Here is a 17,819-nt window from a genome sequence, read left to right on the forward strand (position 1 = left end):
ACTAATGTCAATGTCAATGTTTTGAGTAAGCTAGAGGGATGAAGGCTCCATACCTAACCATCAAAGAACTCACAGACGCGGTTGGTGGCGTCACCCCCCGCATGGTGAGGCACTACCACACCCTGGGGTTGCTGCCGCCCGTGCAGCGCTCCGAGGGCAACTACCGCCTCTACACCCAGCAAGACGTGCAGCGCCTCCAGCGCGTGATTGCCCTCAAGCAGCAGGGGTTTCAGCTCTCGCACATTCGCCAGCTACTCGACAGCCAGTCCGAAGAACTCACCAATCCCACATTGATGACCCAGCTACAGCAGCAGTATCGCGCCGTGATTGAGCAAATCACTCGGCTGCGGCAGACGGCAACGGCGCTAGAGGGGCTGCTAGGGCGCGATCGCGATTGCCAGAGCACCCAGGCCGAGGTGCTGGCCCAGATCAAGCAGCTAGACGTGAATACCCAGGAGGAGCTCGGCAAACTCGACCAGATCTGGTCAAATCTAGATGCCGCCACAACAGCGCACCCAGAAGCATTTCAAGAGTCCCTACAACGGTTGCTCCCCGACCTGTCTGACTACTCTGAAGTCACAGTTCATTTGCTGCATCAGCTCGTGCTGGCCTGTGGCGACGTTAGCTTGATCAACTTTGTCAGCTTGAGCCCTAGTGCCGTTGCCTCTGCTCGCGAAGCGCTTAAAGCGAAGTGTTGTATTGTGACAGACTTGCCAAGCGTCGCCGCCACCCTCGATCGCACTCGGTTAGCGCATTTGGGATGTCCGATCGCAACCCTGATTGATGATCCTCACATTACGGGAGTCAGTGAAGCAGAGCAAACGTTTTACAACCATCCAGCTTGGCAAGAACGGCTACGGCAGATACCCAAGGGGTCTGTGCTGGTCATCGGATACGCCCCTTCAGTGCTGCTTGCGGCCTGCCAGCTGATTGAGCAGCAGCAAATCGAGCCCGCCCTCGTCATTGGCATGCCGATTGGGTTTAGCCATGCGCCAGCGGCAAAGCGGCGACTGGCGGAGACAAAAGTTGCTCACATCACGATTCAAGGCAGCTTCGGTGGTGGGCTTTTAGCATCAGTGACGTTAAATTCTTTAGTGGAAACGCTCATTGAAAAGCCAGATTGTCACTGTTACCTTACCCGTTCTTAGGCTCAATCCCTGTGTCGGTTAACCAATGAGTAATTCTCTAATTTTGACGCTGAAGTTAGACCAAACCACTTTCGAGCGAGCAAACACGTTACGCCAGCAGCACTTTCCCCCAGAGCGAAATGTCGTTCCGGCCCACATTATTTTGTTTCATCAGTTGCCGGGCGATCGCGAATCGGCTATTTCCCACAGCTTGGAAACCCTGTGCGCTCAGACAAAGCACTTTCCTTTTTCTTTGCCTTCGCCCAAGTTGCTTGGCAACGGCGTCGCTATCAGCGTTAGTTCTCCTGAGCTGATTCAGCTACACAAAGACCTAGCAACCGCCTGGGACGAATGGCTCATCCCCCAAGATCGCCAGGGCTACCGTCCGCACATCACCATTCAAAATAAGGTGGATTCCAATGCAGCCCGCCAGCTATATGAAGAACTGGAGGCACAATGGCAATCTATGACGGGTTGGGGAGAAGGCTTGTTGCTGTGGTACTACCAAAAAGGACCTTGGGAGTTAGCCCGGGAATTTTGCTTTGCCCAATAGCTCATATTCCAGGTTCCAAAAGGCGTAGCGGATGGGCGATACGCTATGAAACCACATACGCACAGTTAACTACGCTAGGAGCCGCAGCACTAGTGAGCATTGCGTGCCAAGGCTGGCTTGAATTCGAGGCTGGTGAATGTATGGTTCTGGGCGCTAACCCAATGGGTTAGCGCCATCGGTTTGGTTTAAGTCCTGTCAACTCCGCAACAGCAGCAACAAGTTCATAAACATCGGTTGGCTTGGGGAGATACTTCTGGAAGCTTTCCGATCGAAAATTCTGTGATAAAAGCTTTAGACAGTCCTGTTGTTTAAGCAGCGTTGTCACCGCAATGGCACACAAAAATTTGTCTGGGTCGGTCTGCAAACTTCTTAGCTCGTGAACTAGGGCATAGCCATCTTGACCTGGAAGGCTGATATCACAGATCAAAACATCGGGATACCAGTTAGTTGCCTTATCAATTGCTTCGGTGGTCGAAGTAGTTGCGAAGACCTCTGCTTCTCTTCCTTGCAGCACAAAACTAAAGATGTCTAAAGTATCGACATCTCCATCAACTATCAAAACCCGTAGGCCCTTTAGGGAAGATAGATTGCCATCAAAATTGATGTAGTTGTTTTGACATTCTTCTACTAGCAAATCGCCATGGTCTGCATCCATTTGCACTGCTTGAGGGCTGGCTAAATGCAACAAATAATCTAGACTTAGCCAGTCAGCACAGTTCGTTTCGTCGCCGTATCCGCATTGACGATATTCTGGCTGCATAATCACCCAAAACGAGATTGTGACCTAGGTAAGCCAGCTTTTCTAAGCCAAGGTCATCCTAAACCGCTCTAAACGGTCAAGTCGGTCGGGTTTTAAACATAGGGCAGGTTTTTTCTCCTATAGGGGACCTAGCAAATGGGCAAACTCCCTTTGAATAGCGCCATAGCATTCACAGGAACAGTTTTCTAAAGCTTCACCATCCAAAATCGTGACCCGACCACGGGTGTAGCGAATTACACTAGCCTGACTCAGGTTGCCAGCAGCTATCGTGACACTAGAACGGGGAACACCCAACATTTCCCCTATAAACTCTTGAGTCAGTATAAATGTATCGCTTTGCAAGCAGTCTCGCACTAGCAAGAGCCAGCGGGCCAGCCGCTCCTCAGTTGAGTGAAACCGATTACAGGCAACATACTGAGCCGCTTGGCTAAAAAGAGCCTGACAGTAGCGCAGCAGGATGCTTTGTAACGGTCCACCGCGATCGAACTCAGCCTTTAACGCTGCGGCACTCATGCGCATAGCCTGACCTGGATTCTGCACATAGGCTCGATGGGCCTTGGTTTTACCGCCCAAAATAGCCAAAATACCTGCCATTCCTTCCCGCCCTACTAAGCTAACCTCAATGGTAGAGCCATTTTCCATTGAGGTAACTAGGGAAATTAGTGAGTGGTGCGGAAAGTAAACATAGGAAACAGGTTCATCAACGTCGTAAATAGACTGATAGTTCGTCAGTGAAACCAGTTCTAAATGGGGAACTAGCCGTTCATATGCTTCCGTTGGTAAAACCGCAAGCAAATGATTTTTAGGGAGGTCGAATTTTTGAATGTTGGACATAATCTATCCTAGGGACAAGCCATGTTGAGAAAAACAACTACTGGCACTAGGAAGAAGGATTCAAATCTTATTCACAATGTCAAAAGAAATTAATCTAGCCGGGCAAGCCTTCTGGCGTTGCCTATCTGCACAATAACAAAAATTTAGCTAGCAATGGGGCTCCATTATGTCTTTGTAGCGTTAAGTTAGGTACACCTGTTGCTCTAAGCAAAAAATTGGACCTACTAACGATACCTAAAAGCTTAGCCAGTCCTTGTTTCCAGTCTGCTTGAGGGCCTGACAACTCTATAGAGTTAGTCCTACTGGCTTGGCGCAAGTCGAGATGCTGAAAATTTCTGAGTTCAAGTGTACTATTGAGTTAGTGCATTCAGACCTTTGATGGTCTATCGAGGCAACCATGGCCAATTTGCTGCTGATTGAAAGCCCTGGCAAGGTGAAGAAGCTCGGGCAAATTTTGGGTTCGGGCTGGGTGATCAAAGCCAGCATGGGCCACGTGCGCGAACTTGCCAATGACGGCGAAGATGCCCTCGGCTTTGATCTGGGGGCAGACTCTATTAACTGCCGCTACCAACCTCGTGATGACCGCGCCCAAAAGGTGTTGGCTGAGCTGCGCCAGGCGGTCAAAGCCGCCGCTTGCGTCTACATCGCCACAGACCCCGATCGCGAAGGCGAAACCATTGGCTGGCATTTGCAGCAGGCGCTCAACCTAAAGCACCCTCGGCGGGTGGTCTACAGCGAAATTACCTCCCAGGCGGTGAGAGCGGCGATCGCCCAGCCCCGCACCCTCAACCAGAGCCTAGTCGCTGCCGGACGCGCCCGCGACTGCCTTGATAAGCTGGTGGGCTACACCGGCAGTCGCCACGTAGTCTGGCCCCTAAACAACGGCGCAAAATCTATGGGTCGGGTGCAGAGCGCTACCCTGCACTTGCTCTGCGTCAGGGAGAGAGCCATTCAGGCCTTTGTCCCCCAAGACTACTGGAGCGTGTGGGTGACCTACGGCGAGGGGTTCAAAGCGTTTTATCGCACCAGCCCTAAGCCGCAGCGGCCGCCGGCCAAAGATGCGGAAGATAAGGGTGCTGAGCAGGAGTCTGAGCGGGTGACCTCCCAAGAGCGGGCCGATCAGCTGGTGGCGAGCGCTCAAACCCATCCCCATCATGTTCTACACATTGAAGGCAAACAGGCCACCCAATCGCCCCCGCCCCCCTTTGTTACCTCCACCTTGCAGCAGGCGGCTGGTTCCAAACTGCACTTCAGCCCCGAGCACACTATGAAGGTGGCCCAAGCGCTCTATGAAAAGGGCCACATCACCTACATGCGCACCGATTCGATTACACTCTCCGCCCCCTTTTGCGAGTCGGTGCGCCAGTACCTAGAGCAGCACGACCCCACTAACTTGCCGCGCAAAACCACCCAGCATCGCGCCATCAAAGGCTCCCAAGAAGCCCACGAAGCGATTCGCCCTACCGATGTCAATCACCTGCCCCAGCACCTTCAGCGAGAACTCTCTGCTGAGCAGGCTCGCCTCTACGAGCTGATCTGGAACCGGGCGGTGGCCTCGCAATGTGCCCCGGCGCGCCTGCGCAAAACTCGCATTGTCACTCAGTCGGGCGACGCCTACTGGGAAGCCCGCGGCCAGGTGCTCGAGTTTGCCGGCTACACCCGCTACTGGAACAACCTCAGCGCCGATGCAGTGCTGCCTGCCCTAACCCAGGGGCAACCCCTGCAACTCGCACAGGCCCAGGCGGATGCTAAGCAGACTCAGCCGCCGCCCCGCTACAGCGAGCCGAAGCTGGTGAAGCTAATGGAGCAAAAAGGGATTGGTCGCCCCAGCACCTACGCCCCAACCATCAAAACCCTCAGGCAGCGGGAGTATGTGGATCTGCTTCAGGGCAAGCTACAGCCCACCGCGTTGGGACTGGAGCTTGATGGAGCCCTGGAGAAGCTCCTGCCAGACCTGATTCAGCCAGAGTTTACGGCCCAGATGGAAACGGCCCTGGATGCGATCGCCACTGGCGATCAGGAGTGGCAGGCCTATCTGCTCAACTGGAACCGGAATTATTTTGCCCCGGCGATCGCCCAAGCCAAGTCCCAACTCCTTTCCCTACCGACCTTTGCCGAGCATCCCCCGGCACCGGGAGGGAAGTCTTCTGAGCGATCGTCAGTTACCAAGGCCAAGCCTGCTAATGGTCAACCGACCAAAACCAAATGCCCCACCTGCGGCGAGGCGATGACCAAACTTCCCTCCCGTTCTAAGAAGATGAAAGCGAAGCACTTTCTCAAATGCTCAGGCCCCGGCTGCAGCACCGTCATGTTTTGGAATGCTAAGGCCAAACGCTATGAGCTGCCCCAAGCCCAGCGCCAGGCTCTCAGTTCAGACCTGTTTACCGACCATCCCTGCCCTGTCTGCGGTGCTTTACTTGAGCGCTACGCCTACACCAAAGACGGGCAGGACAAAGTCATGCTGCGCTGCTCACTCCTAGAAAATCGCCGGGGCAAATGTAAGGAAGTCGCCTTCTTTCAGAGCCAAGGGGAGTTTTGGTCGCCCAAATTCGGCACCTTGAAGATATCGGCCCCTAGTCCTTAGGCTTTTTCTAGAAAAGACGTTCCCAGCCGTCAATGCCAACCGTTAAGACCTAAGCAATCATGCCGGTATTAAAGAGGATGAAAGTCGCATAAAGCTGGGTTTTACTCAGCTTGTATCAAAAATAGTTGTGTCAGCCTACTTATTTTGCTAGTTCTAAACTCGACATCTGCTGCATAAATAGCATCGCCTTATTGACCAATTTAGGACCCGCCTTTTCAGGGGAACCGGCATCAAATGGAGGGGCGGGATTGTACTCCAGCAATAATTGAACAATCTTGGCGGTTTCCTCACCGTAAAGAATACTCGCGATCGTCAACCCAAAATCAATTCCGGCTGTCACACCGCCACCCGTAATTCGATTGCGATCGACCACAACCCTCTCGGTGCCCACTTCAACGCCCAATGCAGCGAGCTGCTCGCGGGCAGCCCAGTGAGTAGCCGCCCGATAGCCTTCGAGCAATCCTGCTTTCGCCAAAAGTATCGATCCGCCGCAGACTGAGGTGATAAATTTAGCAGTGCTGCCTTGTTCACGGAGAAATGCTAATATCTCTGGATCGTCTTCTATCGCTGGCATTTCTAAGCCACCACCAACACAGATCACATCTAAGCGCGGGCAATTTTCAAACGTAGTATCGGGTAGAACCATCATTCCATCATCGGTTTTGACTGGATCAAGTGTTTTCCAGATCCGATGAATTTTGACACCAGGTAGCCCGCTAAAAACTTGCTGTGGGCCAAGAATATCCAGCGAAGTCATACCAGGATAAAAGACTAAACCAATGGTGTAATTTTGCAAGTTAGTCATGAATTTATCTCCCTGCGGCGATTGCAATTAAATCTATCCCTATACTAGGAATGGCGACCCATCGCGACTAGTCCTCGATCGAGTACTCTTTTCACCACCATGACCACTTCCTTGAAGCTTTTATTTGAAGGAATTCACCAAGCAGAGGATGAAGACAGCTTGCGATCGCAGCTTGCGCCACAACTTGGGGAGTACTTTGCTGCCAAGCGATCTGGAATCTTTTTCTTCGACCAGCTTTTAGTAGATCAAAAGTTTCAAACCGTTCTCAACCTTGCCCTATCTCTCGAACACAATCCTGTAGCGCGTTACATCGCGGAACGCCATACACCCGTTCACGAAGGATTGGTGACAACACCCAAGGCCTGGAAATTAATCTGTCCACGTCCGGATCACTGGCATGTAATGGCAGGTCCGATTGTTGATCGTGGTCAAGTCGTGGGTTCAGTGGGATGTACCCGCGAAAAATCGATGCCTGCTTTTGATACTCAAAATTTAGCCGATCTAAGTGCCGTCTGTTTGCACCTGTCTGCTTGGACTGCAAGTGTGAGACTTACCCGCAGCACGACTCCACAACCCCAACATCAATCGTTTAACACCAGCCGACTAACACCGCGTGAGTTACAAATTGCTGATTTGGTAGCTTTGGGGCGAACCAATGCAGAGATTGGGAATGAACTTTGGATTACCGAAAATTCTGTCAAGCAAGCTTTGAAGCGAATGTTCCGTAAGCTGAATGTTTCGTCGCGTGCAGAACTAGTTGCACAAATCTCCGCCATGCAACCCCATTTTTCTAAGTAACAAGCTATCTCTATCTAGTTTGGTCAAACTCTCACCAGTAGTCTTTCGCTTATTCCTTCACCAATCAACTAACCGCATAACTTGTTATTAGAAGGAAAATCGTTAGCCTAGGCATCCTGTAGTGGTGATTGCGTAGAAAAATTTGGTTGACCAGCCCTGCAAATCCGCAGCGATCGCACATTATCTTCAACCTTACTTCAAGGATCACGCGCGCCCGTCTGTGGATCCCAAGTGACGAGCAGTCCATCGGCATGTGTTCGCGGCGGTTAGGCTAGATGGCTTAGTTAGCGGCGTTTGCCTCCGCCCGATTCTGCTTCAGCTGCGCCAGCATATCCTCGTGGGTCATTCCTTCGTACTGGCCCTACCGCCAGCGCAATCAACACCACTAGCAAGACTTCTTGTGAAATCCACCGTTCGGTTGTGGCTCCTCAATAACTTTGAGTGTTACCCCGTAGACGGAGCAATCAACCTGACGCAGCACTAAGAAGGGTGGCAAATGATAGACAACGAATTTCGCATTGTGCTAGAGGCCTACACCCAAGCAACAAATGATGGGGACATAGGTACTGCTGAGGCGCTGCTCAGAGAACTAGATGACTTAGTTGTGTCATCCCAATACGATCGCGCTAAGGCAGAAAAAATTAAGGAATGGACGGTGGGCTAGTGCCGACGGAGATGTTAAACAAAAACCCCCACGGGCCAATAGTGCCGGTGGGGGTTAGTTCTCAGGATGCATCTACGTTTCAGGACTTCTGCCCGTTACTTGCCTATGATGCCCTTATCAATGAGGGCAGTAGCAGGGGTCGGCTATTTAGCGTAAATGGAATTTCACCTCTGCCCCTAGCGATCGCCGAGGGTTATTTTGTTGGACATTGTGAATCATCGGGCTGTCCCTGGCCGACCGGCCCTAGCGAAAAAAATGAGCTGGAGCAGTAGTCTGCACCTAGAGATGGCTTTAAAGTAGGCCTGCATTCCTGCATTGCTACGTCCTTGTTTGGAGAGAGCGACATAACCCTGGGCAAGTGAGCTTGAGTGAATAACCCCCCGATGCGCGGGGCACCAGGGGGCGAGTTTGTTATAAGAGTTCGGGTATATGGTGAAACGAGATGCAGTATGTCTGCTCTCAACTCCACAATGCCCTGCTCCGGCTATTTCCACCCCTTCATAGCTGGCATGTTTACAGGATGCTGGTCGAGCGCGTCGAACCCGTTAACGTTCATCGAAATGTAGCCAATTTGCTTTACTTTCTTGCCCAAGTCATGTTGTTTGCTGGGGAGCAGCCCACATCCGCTGCCTCAACACCGCCAGCGATATCGCTCCCGGACAGAGCACATCAGCAATCAGCAGGCTATTCCCAGAGTCCATAGCACCACCCATACGATGGTGCCCAAACAAAACCCCCAATGGCCAGCGGTGCCGTTGAGGGGTGCATCTACGGGACGTTTTCAGAAACTCACCGCCATGGACCTATAGTGCCCTTACCGATGGGGTGCGTTGCAGATAGATGGGGAGCGTCGGCCAGGTGGCTTAGTCAAGGAATCTGGAAGCGCTTACAGACATAAACATTACCTACTGAGTCCTGAGCGATCGGTATTATTTATTTGTGTCTCTGGGTATTAGCCATCCGATCTACTCCCGCTCCATTGCTCCGCGACGTGATTTCAACCAAGAGGATGCCAAATCTGATCCGCTCTCCACTATCGCGCTATGGCATCGCTGGTCTCAGCGTTTTACTAGCAACCCTGCTGATGTTATTGCTAGACCCTTTGCTGGGGATGACGCAGAGCCCTTTTCTGTTGTTCTTTGGCGCTGTCATGATCAGCGCTTGGTCTGGTGGCTTCGGCCCGGGACTGGTTGCCACTGCTTTATCCGGGCTCGTTAGCACCTACTACTTTATCCCGCCCTTTTATTCTCTCTCTCTTGACTGGGTCAGCGGCTCACGGCTGAGTTTATTTTTGCTAGAGGGTGTGCTCATCAGCGTCCTCGCTGGCGAACTGCGGGTGGCCAAGCAGCGGCTTGAGCGTACGTTGTCAAAGCTAAGGAGCAGTGAAGCAGACTATTGGCAACTGGCCATGCAGTCGCAGGACCAGGCGAAGACGTTAAAGGCAATTTTCTCCGCGTCCGTTGATCACATCTACGTTTTTGATCAAGAGGGGCGCTATGGCTATGTCAGCGATGGTGCGGCTCAGGTGCTCGGTTTTTCACCCGAAGCCTTGTTTGGCAAAACATGGCGAGACATTGGTCTACCAGCGGCGCTCATGGAACCAGTAGATGCCCAGCGAGAGAGAGTGATGTCTACCGGGCGATCGCTCAAAAGTGAAACTGATTTTGTCACAGACCATGGGGTGCGATCCTATGAATACATTCTCACGCCGCTGAGTACAGACTCATCAGCAAAAGCTGTAGTAGTCATTTCTCGGGATATTACTGAGCGCAAACAAGCAGAAGTCGAGCGTCATCAATCGCTGCTGCGAGAACAAGCGGCCCGAGCCGAAGCAGAGGTGCAGCGAAATCGTTTGCATACGCTCTTGGTTCAAGCACCAGCGCTTATCTGTATCGATCGCGGGCCTGAGCATGTCTTTGAGTTTGCCAATCCGCTCTACTCTCAATTGGCGGGGCATCGTGAATTAATTGGACTGACTGTGCGGGAAGCGTTTCCTGAGTTAGCAGGACAAGGTTTTTTTGAACTGCTGGATCAAGTGTTTGAAACCGGCCAACCGTTTGTGGGCAACGAAGTCGCTGCTCAGTTGGATCGACAAGGCAATGGCACGCTCGAGGAAGGGTTTTTCAACTTTGTCTATCAGCCGCTTTTCGACGTTAACGGTGCGGTAGAAGGGATCGTGACCTTTAGCTTTGAGGTCACCACTCAAGTTGTGGCCCGACGGCAAGCTGAAGCTTTAGCAGAAGACTTAAGAAACCAACAGATTGCGCTGAAGAAAAGTGAAGCCCGCTTCAGTCGCCTGGTAGAAACCAATATTATTGGTGTGCTGCTGGCGGGTCCTAACGGCGTAATTATAGAGGCAAATGATGCCTTCCTCAGAATGGTGGGCTATACCCGTGAAGACTTGCAAAATGGCTTGATGAACTGGGGTGAAATGACACCGCCAGAATACTTTGCACAAGACGAGCAGGTATTACAGGAACTTGCCAGCACCGGCAGTTGCGCCCCGTTTGAAAAAGTATATATCCGCAAGGACGGTAGCCATGTGCCTATTTTACTGGGAGCCGCACAGCTCGAAAGTGACGAACTTGCCTGGGTCTGTTTTGTTTTGGATCTCACGGAAAGTAAGCAGACTGAGGCTTTATTGCGTCAACAAGCGGAGGCCTTAGCCCAAGCCAATCGGCTGAAAGATGAGTTTCTCGCGACCGTTTCCCATGAATTGCGGACACCCCTGAATGCGATGTTGGGCTGGGCCACCATGCTGCGGGGGAAACAACTGGATGAAACCACCAAACAGAGAGCGATCGAGACGATCGAGCGCAATGCCAGAGCGCAAAATCAGTTGATTGATGACCTGCTAGATGTCTCTCGGATCATTACTGGCAAACTTCGCCTTGATGTTCGCCCGGTTGTGCTGGTTTCGGTGCTTGAGGCGGCGATCGATTCAATTCGACCGGCCGCAGAAGCCAAGGGTATTCGCCTGCAAAGTCTTTTAGATCCTGCGGCAGGACCTATTTCTGGCGACCCAGACCGGCTTCAGCAGGTGTTTTGGAATTTATTGTCCAATGCTGTGAAGTTCACACCGAAAGGGGGTCGCATTCAACTTCGCCTAGAGCGCATTAATTCCCACGTTGAGATCACCGTCAGCGATACCGGACAGGGCATCAGCCCCGAGTTTTTACCCTACGTGTTCGATCGCTTGCAGCAGGCAGATAGTACTACCACCAGAGCCCATGGTGGGTTGGGTCTTGGCCTAGCGATTGTGCGGCATTTAGTTGAACTCCATGGTGGACAGGTGCAGGCGGTAAGTGCGGGCGAGGGCAAGGGCACCACGTTCATGGTCAATTTACCCATTACGATCTTTCGCCCCGAACCAACCGCTCACGAACGAGTGCATCCGACCGTCAGCGATCGGGCTCCTTTCATAGATGCGCCAAGATTGGATGGGGTAAAGATCTTGATTGTCGATGACGAAACTGATGCCCGAGAGCTCTTGGCCACACTTCTGAGGCAAAGCGGGGCAGTGGTCACCGCCGTGGCATCGGCAAGGGAAGCGTTGGCTACCATTACCCAAAGCTCGCTGGAGCAAAGACCTGACCTCTTGGTGAGCGACATTGGCATGACAGGGGAAGATGGGTATATGCTGATGCGCCAGGTGCGTGCTTTGACGCCAGAACAGGGAGGCAGAATGCCAGCTATTGCCCTCACCGCTTATGCACGGACGGAAGACCGTATCAAAGCATTGGCGGCAGGCTTTCAATCCCATGTCCCCAAACCAGTGGAGCCCGCTGAATTTATTGCAGTCGTAGTCAACTTAAGTGAGCGCTTGTGAGCGTTGACCAATATTGGCCAGTAGGTCAGCACCGACCAAAACAAATCCCACCAGCCAGTGCAGCCAGTAGGAAATTCTCAGGGTGTATCACAAATATGCTGAGCCTAGGTTGCCCCAATCGGTCGAGGACCGCGCAGGGGTAAGCCGGATGGCTTCAGGCTTGCTACCGCCCCACTGTCACTTATCCGACTGTGGACTACGAAAACAGTTCAACCCGCCATTCTCTCCTTGACTGGTGCGATGACAGCAGCTGGCCTATCTGCCCGAGCAGGCAACTAGTCAATTTTTGAACAACTGGCACATCTTTTAATTGTCTAATTGCAGTCGAGAATTCCGGTTAACCCAATCAAGCTCACCTTCCCAGGGAAGGATCCGTCAACCGAGCACGTAAATACTCAATCTCCTTGAGGAGAGAAGAACGGTTGTGGGCTAGCTTCATCCACCGGGGTAGCCGAACGGCTACGCCATGATGATTGCCTTTACGCCCCTGCCGTTCCCGAATGTTGGCCTGCACGTAAGCCTCTAGAAATTCCAGGTGAGGCTCGTTATAGGCCCACAAAACATGTCCACAACAAGGCACCTGCAGCCAAAGCGGTAAACCAAAAACCGGATCTACCGCGCCCCCATGCTTTCGATACTCGGCCCACCAGCCGCCGGTCCACCAGGGCATTGGTTTTTGCTTGGCGCTTCGAGACGCCGTTTTGATGTAGCCACAGCCAGGGCAGGCAATCCGCCACGTCAGACGCTCATCCAAACAACGAGAAAGAACCGGACCACTGCACCGAGGACACTGAACCCAAACGGCTTGCTCGAACTCAGATAAGGCGCTCGTGTAGTTTCTAAATCGGAGGTCCATAGGGCAACTCAACTAACCCACTCAAGTCTGCCCTGACTGGCCTTCTACCGCCTCGAAAGTCCTCAAAGGTTAACTCAGCTGTCAGCCCTTGAACTTTGCGATCGCACTCAGCACGCCCATACCTGGAAGCGCGGTCATCCATGACGGGGTGGGGAGAGGGTTTGTTGCTGTGATACTACTAAAAAAGACCGTGGGAACCAGCCCAAGCATTTTGCTTTGCCTTAAGCGAGCTATGAGTCCATCAAGAGCTATGCCAATAGCGCAGCGGAGAAGTTGCATCGACTCCGGCAGCAGAACCTGGAAAATTAGGCCCTCACCGAGGGATCGGTTTGGATGGACCATCGTTGCAACGTGAATTTTAGCGATCGCTGAACAATCAATGCTCAAGCCACTCGTAAACGCTCAATATCCCTTTTTGGTGGGGTACCAAACATACGGGCATATTCGCGGCTGAACTGAGACGGGCTCTCATAGCCAACCTGATACGCCGCGTAGGTTGCATCCGCGTCTTCAGCCAGCATCAGACGACGGGCTTCCAATAACCTCAACTGCTTTTGATATTGCAGTGGACTCATCGAGGTCACGGCCTTGAAGTGTCGATGGAATGATGCCGAAGACATACTCGCTTGCTCTGCTAAGTCATCAACCCGCAATGTCTTTGCAAACTCAGCTTTGATCTGTTTAATCACCTCAGCAATGCGCTGCATATGGCTGCCGGAAGTCGCGATTTGCCAAACCGCTTCGCTTTGGTCGCCCATGAGAAGCCGGTAATAGATTTCGCGAATCATCATCGGTGCCAGGAATGGAATATCCTCAGGCGTATCTAGAAGCCGCGTCAGTCGGGTGGCACAATCGATCAACGGGACACTTGAATCGCTAACGAACAAGCCTCTCACTGAACTCTCTTGTTTGTCCGAACGGCGCTGGATCTGATCGATGATATCCCAAAGCTGAGTCGCGTCTAGGCTGAGCTTAAAGCATAGGTATGGCTTGTCCGGTGTCGCTTCAACAATAGTTCCATTGAGCGGCAAATCAACTGTGACAACAATGTATTGAGCAGCACCATAGTGGTAGGTTTCCTTACCCAATAAGGTCTCTTTTTTACCCTGGACAATAATGCAAAGCGTCGGTTCATACACTGAGCAGAGTGCTACAGGAGCCACAGATTCTCGCATCAGCTCCAGTTGAGCGATCGCCGTCGAATGAATGCCGTTTCCCCTGCCCTCCGTGTGACGGGCTACTAATTGCGTTAGCTCTTGACACGCATCAATTGCGATCGCGCGCGTTGGGGATTCATCTACCATATTGAGTTCTCCGCTTAGGGGCATATTGTTAGACCTCCTCCCATCGTTTCGCTGCACCTATTATAGAGGGTTCTTTTAAGCACTATTCTCTTGCTTGAGAAAATCAGGCAATGATCTGCGAGATTTATGTACTCAAGGCCCTTCTGCTGGAGCCTACTATGAATCCATGCCCAAAAGGCAATGAAAGGATAAGGCAATAAAGGAGGGCTACCGTGGCTCAGAAAGCAGGGCTTATTTCATGTGCTTATCGTGGAATTGAAGCCGGAATCATAACCATCATTTTGTCAGCAGCGCATTGGTTAACGGCGACTGCCTACGAACAGAATACTTTGCATCGATTCGAGTCAAGCCTCAACATAGCGAAGCTTAGCGTAGGCATCACCGTTAAAGCTCAGATGTAGGGGTTATTGCGGATTTTTTCGGCACTTCTAGTCTTTTACTGAACAAGCAATCACCACTGATAGCGGAGTTAAGCACGCCATAGCAAAGCATGGTGAAGGTGGAATGTGTTGGTGTGAATCAATGGCTTTTCATGACACAGCTTATTGATTAATAGGAGTGTTCTTACTGTCTCTAAACAATGCAGGGAATTAACTAATGTCAGAACAATACCAAGGAACTACTCAATACGAGCAAAATGGACAAACTCATGTTCAAAAAATGTCTCCAAAAGAGAGGCAGCATGACTACGGAGAAGCGATCGAGATACTTGCCTCGAAGATCCGGGGTGAACTAATCCTTCCTGGCCACCCTGCTTATGAAGCAGGGCGAAAAGTCTGGAACGGTAGCTTTGATCGCTATCCCGCTGCGATCGTGCGCTGCCTGGATGCGGAGGATGTCAGAACTGCCGTCAATGTTGCTCGTGAGCATGGGATGGCGCTCTCTGTGCGTAGCGGAGGACATAGTGCCGCCGGACATGGCACCAATACCGGTGGGATGGTGATCGATCTCTCTCAGATGAAGAAGATTACGATTGACTCGGTACACCACACAGCCCGTCTGGAACCCGGTCTGACCTGGGGTGAAGTTGCCGAAAAGCTCCAGCCTTTTGGATTGGCACTGACGGCAGGCGACGTTGCCTCTGTGGGTGTGGGTGGATTGCTGCTCGGCGGCGGCATCGGTTGGATGGTCCGTGCCTACGGTTTAACCATTGATCGCCTGCAAGCCGTGGAACTAGTCACAGCGGATGGTCAACTGCTGCGTGCCAGCGCTGATGAGCATCCCGAACTGTTTTGGGGACTGCGCGGCGGCGGTGGCAACTTCGGCATTGCAACGGCTTTCGAGGTAAACCTACACCCAGGTGGGACGATCTTGGGCGGTGCCGTCTTTTATGAGGCAACCGAGGCAGAGCGTATCCTGCAAGAGTACACCCGTCTAGCAGCGGCAGCACCCGATGAACTTTCCACTGAAGTTTTGGTCATGCTGGCACCGCCTGCCCCCTTCATTCCCCCCGATAAACAGGGAACCCCAGTCGTCGGGATTATGGTCTGCTACACCGGTGACATCAGCGAGGGTGAGCAGGTTGTCGCTCCCCTCCGTCAGCTTGCCACCCCAATCGCCGACCTGATCGCGCCCATGCCCTATTCAGCTATGTTTGCACTCACAGCCGTTGGTGAGATCCCTGGCTTTCAGCATCATTCGCGATCGCAATTCTTCGAGACCTTCTCAGACGAGATGATACACGCGTTCGTTGAAGCATCTCAGTCAATCGTGTCTCCCGAAATGCTAATCACCCTGCGGGTTCTAGGTGGCGCAATGAGTCGGGTCGCACCCAATGCGACAGCCTTTGCTCACCGCGATAAACAGGGCATGGTGCTAGTCAGTCATTTCGCACCGCTATCAGCGGATGCGGCCAGTCTCGGTGCTCGCACTCAGCGCGTCTTTCGAGCGCTCTTACCTTACGCTAACGGAGCATATGTGGGTTTCCTGGCAGACGAGGGAGAGCGGATTCATGAGGTCTACCCGCCTGACACCTATGCACGACTCGTGGCGCTCAAGAATCAGTATGACCCCACCAATCTGTTTGATCGCAACCAGAATATCAAGCCCACCGCTACCCAAGCGATGCTTGTTACCTCAGTGAATTCGTAGCGCTACCTTTACCCCTAAACAATCTAAAACAATGAGCACTCAATTCAATCAAAACAAAGCTGCAATTGTCGGACGAAGTGAGAACCTTGATTGGTTCGATACAATGCTCGACGAGCAGATGGCTATTCGCGTCCATAGCAAAGATGTCGGAGGGGCTTTTACCATCATCGAAGTGGATGTTCCACCGTTCTCAGGTCCTCCACTGCACTATCACGAAGATAGAGAAGAGATCTTTGAAGTTCTTGAAGGCAAATTTCGCTTTCACTGCGCAGGCGAAGAGTTTGAGGCCGGACCCGGAACATCAGTGGTTGTACCCCGCAACACCGTACATGGATGGGTGAATCTTGGACCCGGCAGGGCTCGGTTACTGGGCACCTTTGTTCCCGGTGGAATCGACGAATTCTTCCCTCTAATTGGTCAAACGCCACCTACAGGTTGGACAGATCTTGCCCGCCAGCACGACACATGGATCGTTGGAGCGCCCCTGTCCGTTGAAGCTCCATCTGCCAACGCTGCTGCTGAACCGGCATAGATTACACCCTTTAGGGTTCTCTATCTGCCATACCGGGTTCTCGTAACCGCTGAGCGGCGTGTCATCGACATCCTGCTCAGCGGTTGGCTGCCCCTACTCTAGAGGATGCTTCTGAGCGCCGCTCTCCTGCTTGAGAAAATTAGGCAATGATCTGCAAGGTCTGTGTATTTATAACCCTTGCCCCAAAACCTACTATGAACCCATGCCCGAAAGGCAATGAAAGGATAAGGCAATAAAGGAGATAGACCGATGACTCAAAAAACATGGTTCATTACCGGTGCGTCCCGTGGAATTGGGGCCGAAATCGCAAAAGCCGTTCTGGCTGCAGGCGACCAGTTGATTGCAACCGCCCGCAGAACGTCTGATCTGGATCAATTCGAGTCGAACCCCAATGCCTTGACGCTCAGCCTAGACATCACCGACGAGGCTCAAGTAGAGGCGGCCGTTGCAGCCGGACTAGAACGCTTTGGGCAGATCGATGTGTTAGTCAACAATGCTGGATTCGGCATCCTGGGCGGTATTGAAGAAACCAGCGCCCAAGAGGTTGAGCGAGTTTATCGCACGAATGTTTTCGGCTTGTTGAATATGACCCGTGCGGTATTGCCCAGCATGCGTGAGCGCCGCTCTGGGCACATCATCAACCTCTCGTCGATTGGGGGCTACCGCTCGACTCCGGGATGGGGCGTCTACTCCTCGACCAAGTTTGCCGTTGAAGGCATCACCGAAGCGCTGCACGATGAATTGGCGCCGCTGGGCATCCATGCCACGGTGGTCGAGCCGGGCTACTTCCGCACTAATTTCCTCGATGGCAGTTCGCTCCAGCGCACCGCTACCGAAATTCCCGATTACGCCGAGACGGTCGGTAAGGTTCGTCAAATCGCCTCCCAACTGAGCTACCAGCAACCAGGAGACCCGGTCAAGCTGGCCCAAGCCATGCTTCAGCTTGCCAATGCGGATACGCCACCGCTGCGGTTGCCGCTTGGCACCGACACCCTTCAAGCGATTGCTCAGAAAAACGCTTACGTCGAGCAAGAAACGGCGCAATGGCGTGCGCTAGCTGAATCGACTGATTATCGATAACA

General features: G+C 52.5%; 14 protein-coding genes. 9 read left to right on the forward strand and 5 right to left on the reverse strand.

From position 1 onward, the window contains the following. Window positions 1-38 precede the first annotated feature (38 nt). Window positions 39-1,148, forward strand: coding sequence for a precorrin-8X methylmutase (locus NC979_RS11745; RefSeq protein ID WP_190520835.1), 1,110 nt, complete (start codon window positions 39-41; stop codon window positions 1,146-1,148). Window positions 1,149-1,173: 25 nt separating this feature from the next. Further along, on the forward strand, window positions 1,174-1,680 hold the full coding sequence (locus NC979_RS11750; RefSeq protein WP_190520836.1) for a 2'-5' RNA ligase family protein: 507 nt from the start codon (window positions 1,174-1,176) through the stop codon (window positions 1,678-1,680). A gap of 166 nt (window positions 1,681-1,846) precedes the next feature. Here the strand turns inward: NC979_RS11750 and NC979_RS11755 are convergent, their stop codons facing one another. Continuing rightward, the gene (locus tag NC979_RS11755) at window positions 1,847-2,440 is read right to left on the reverse strand and encodes a response regulator (RefSeq protein ID WP_190520838.1); all 594 of its coding nucleotides are present in this window, start codon (window positions 2,438-2,440) and stop codon (window positions 1,847-1,849) included. A gap of 117 nt (window positions 2,441-2,557) precedes the next feature. Then, window positions 2,558-3,274 (reverse strand): Crp/Fnr family transcriptional regulator, encoded by a 717-nt coding sequence (locus tag NC979_RS11760; protein ID WP_190520840.1) that lies wholly within the window; start codon window positions 3,272-3,274, stop codon window positions 2,558-2,560. Window positions 3,275-3,671: 397 nt separating this feature from the next. On the opposite strand from NC979_RS11760, the gene topA reads away from it, so the two are divergent. After that, window positions 3,672-5,858 (forward strand): type I DNA topoisomerase, encoded by a 2,187-nt coding sequence (gene topA, locus NC979_RS11765; RefSeq protein ID WP_190520842.1) that lies wholly within the window; start codon window positions 3,672-3,674, stop codon window positions 5,856-5,858. Between the two features lie 139 nt (window positions 5,859-5,997). Here the strand turns inward: topA and NC979_RS11770 are convergent, their stop codons facing one another. Further along, window positions 5,998-6,663, reverse strand: a complete 666-nt coding sequence (locus NC979_RS11770; RefSeq protein ID WP_190520844.1) for a DJ-1/PfpI family protein — start codon at window positions 6,661-6,663, stop codon at window positions 5,998-6,000. A gap of 99 nt (window positions 6,664-6,762) precedes the next feature. Here NC979_RS11770 and NC979_RS11775 point away from each other — a divergent pair, with 99 nt between their 5' ends. From NC979_RS11775 to NC979_RS11785, 3 genes are all read left to right on the forward strand, one after another. Next, window positions 6,763-7,461, forward strand: a complete 699-nt coding sequence (locus tag NC979_RS11775) for a LuxR C-terminal-related transcriptional regulator (protein WP_190520846.1) — start codon at window positions 6,763-6,765, stop codon at window positions 7,459-7,461. A gap of 496 nt (window positions 7,462-7,957) precedes the next feature. Further along, a complete protein-coding gene (locus tag NC979_RS11780) occupies window positions 7,958-8,125 on the forward strand; it encodes a hypothetical protein (RefSeq protein WP_190520848.1) in 168 nt (55 codons plus the stop codon). Between the two features lie 979 nt (window positions 8,126-9,104). Continuing rightward, on the forward strand, window positions 9,105-11,954 hold the full coding sequence (locus NC979_RS11785) for a PAS domain S-box protein (protein WP_190520850.1): 2,850 nt from the start codon (window positions 9,105-9,107) through the stop codon (window positions 11,952-11,954). 352 nt (window positions 11,955-12,306) lie between these two features. On the opposite strand, the gene NC979_RS11790 is transcribed toward NC979_RS11785, so the two are convergent. Both NC979_RS11790 and NC979_RS11795 read right to left on the reverse strand, forming a co-directional pair. Further along, complete coding sequence (locus tag NC979_RS11790) at window positions 12,307-12,624, reverse strand: hypothetical protein (RefSeq protein WP_190520853.1); 318 nt, start codon at window positions 12,622-12,624, stop codon at window positions 12,307-12,309. A gap of 569 nt (window positions 12,625-13,193) precedes the next feature. Further along, the gene (locus NC979_RS11795; RefSeq protein ID WP_190520855.1) at window positions 13,194-14,114 is read right to left on the reverse strand and encodes an AraC family transcriptional regulator; all 921 of its coding nucleotides are present in this window, start codon (window positions 14,112-14,114) and stop codon (window positions 13,194-13,196) included. Window positions 14,115-14,774: 660 nt separating this feature from the next. On the opposite strand from NC979_RS11795, the gene NC979_RS11800 reads away from it, so the two are divergent. The 3 genes from NC979_RS11800 to NC979_RS11810 all read left to right on the forward strand — a co-directional run bounded on the left by NC979_RS11800 (window position 14,775) and on the right by NC979_RS11810 (window position 17,817). Continuing rightward, window positions 14,775-16,205, forward strand: coding sequence for an FAD-binding oxidoreductase (locus tag NC979_RS11800; RefSeq protein ID WP_190520857.1), 1,431 nt, complete (start codon window positions 14,775-14,777; stop codon window positions 16,203-16,205). A gap of 31 nt (window positions 16,206-16,236) precedes the next feature. Continuing rightward, window positions 16,237-16,737 carry a cupin domain-containing protein gene (locus tag NC979_RS11805; protein WP_190520859.1) on the forward strand — a complete coding sequence of 167 codons (501 nt, stop codon included), beginning with the start codon at window positions 16,237-16,239 and terminating at the stop codon, window positions 16,735-16,737. Between the two features lie 249 nt (window positions 16,738-16,986). Continuing rightward, window positions 16,987-17,817: an oxidoreductase gene (locus NC979_RS11810; RefSeq protein ID WP_190520860.1), complete on the forward strand. Its 831-nt coding sequence runs from the start codon at window positions 16,987-16,989 to the stop codon at window positions 17,815-17,817. Window positions 17,818-17,819: the final 2 nt, after the last annotated feature.

This window comes from Leptolyngbya subtilissima AS-A7 (genome assembly GCF_039962255.1).
GTDB lineage: Bacteria > Cyanobacteriota > Cyanobacteriia > Phormidesmidales > Phormidesmidaceae > Nodosilinea.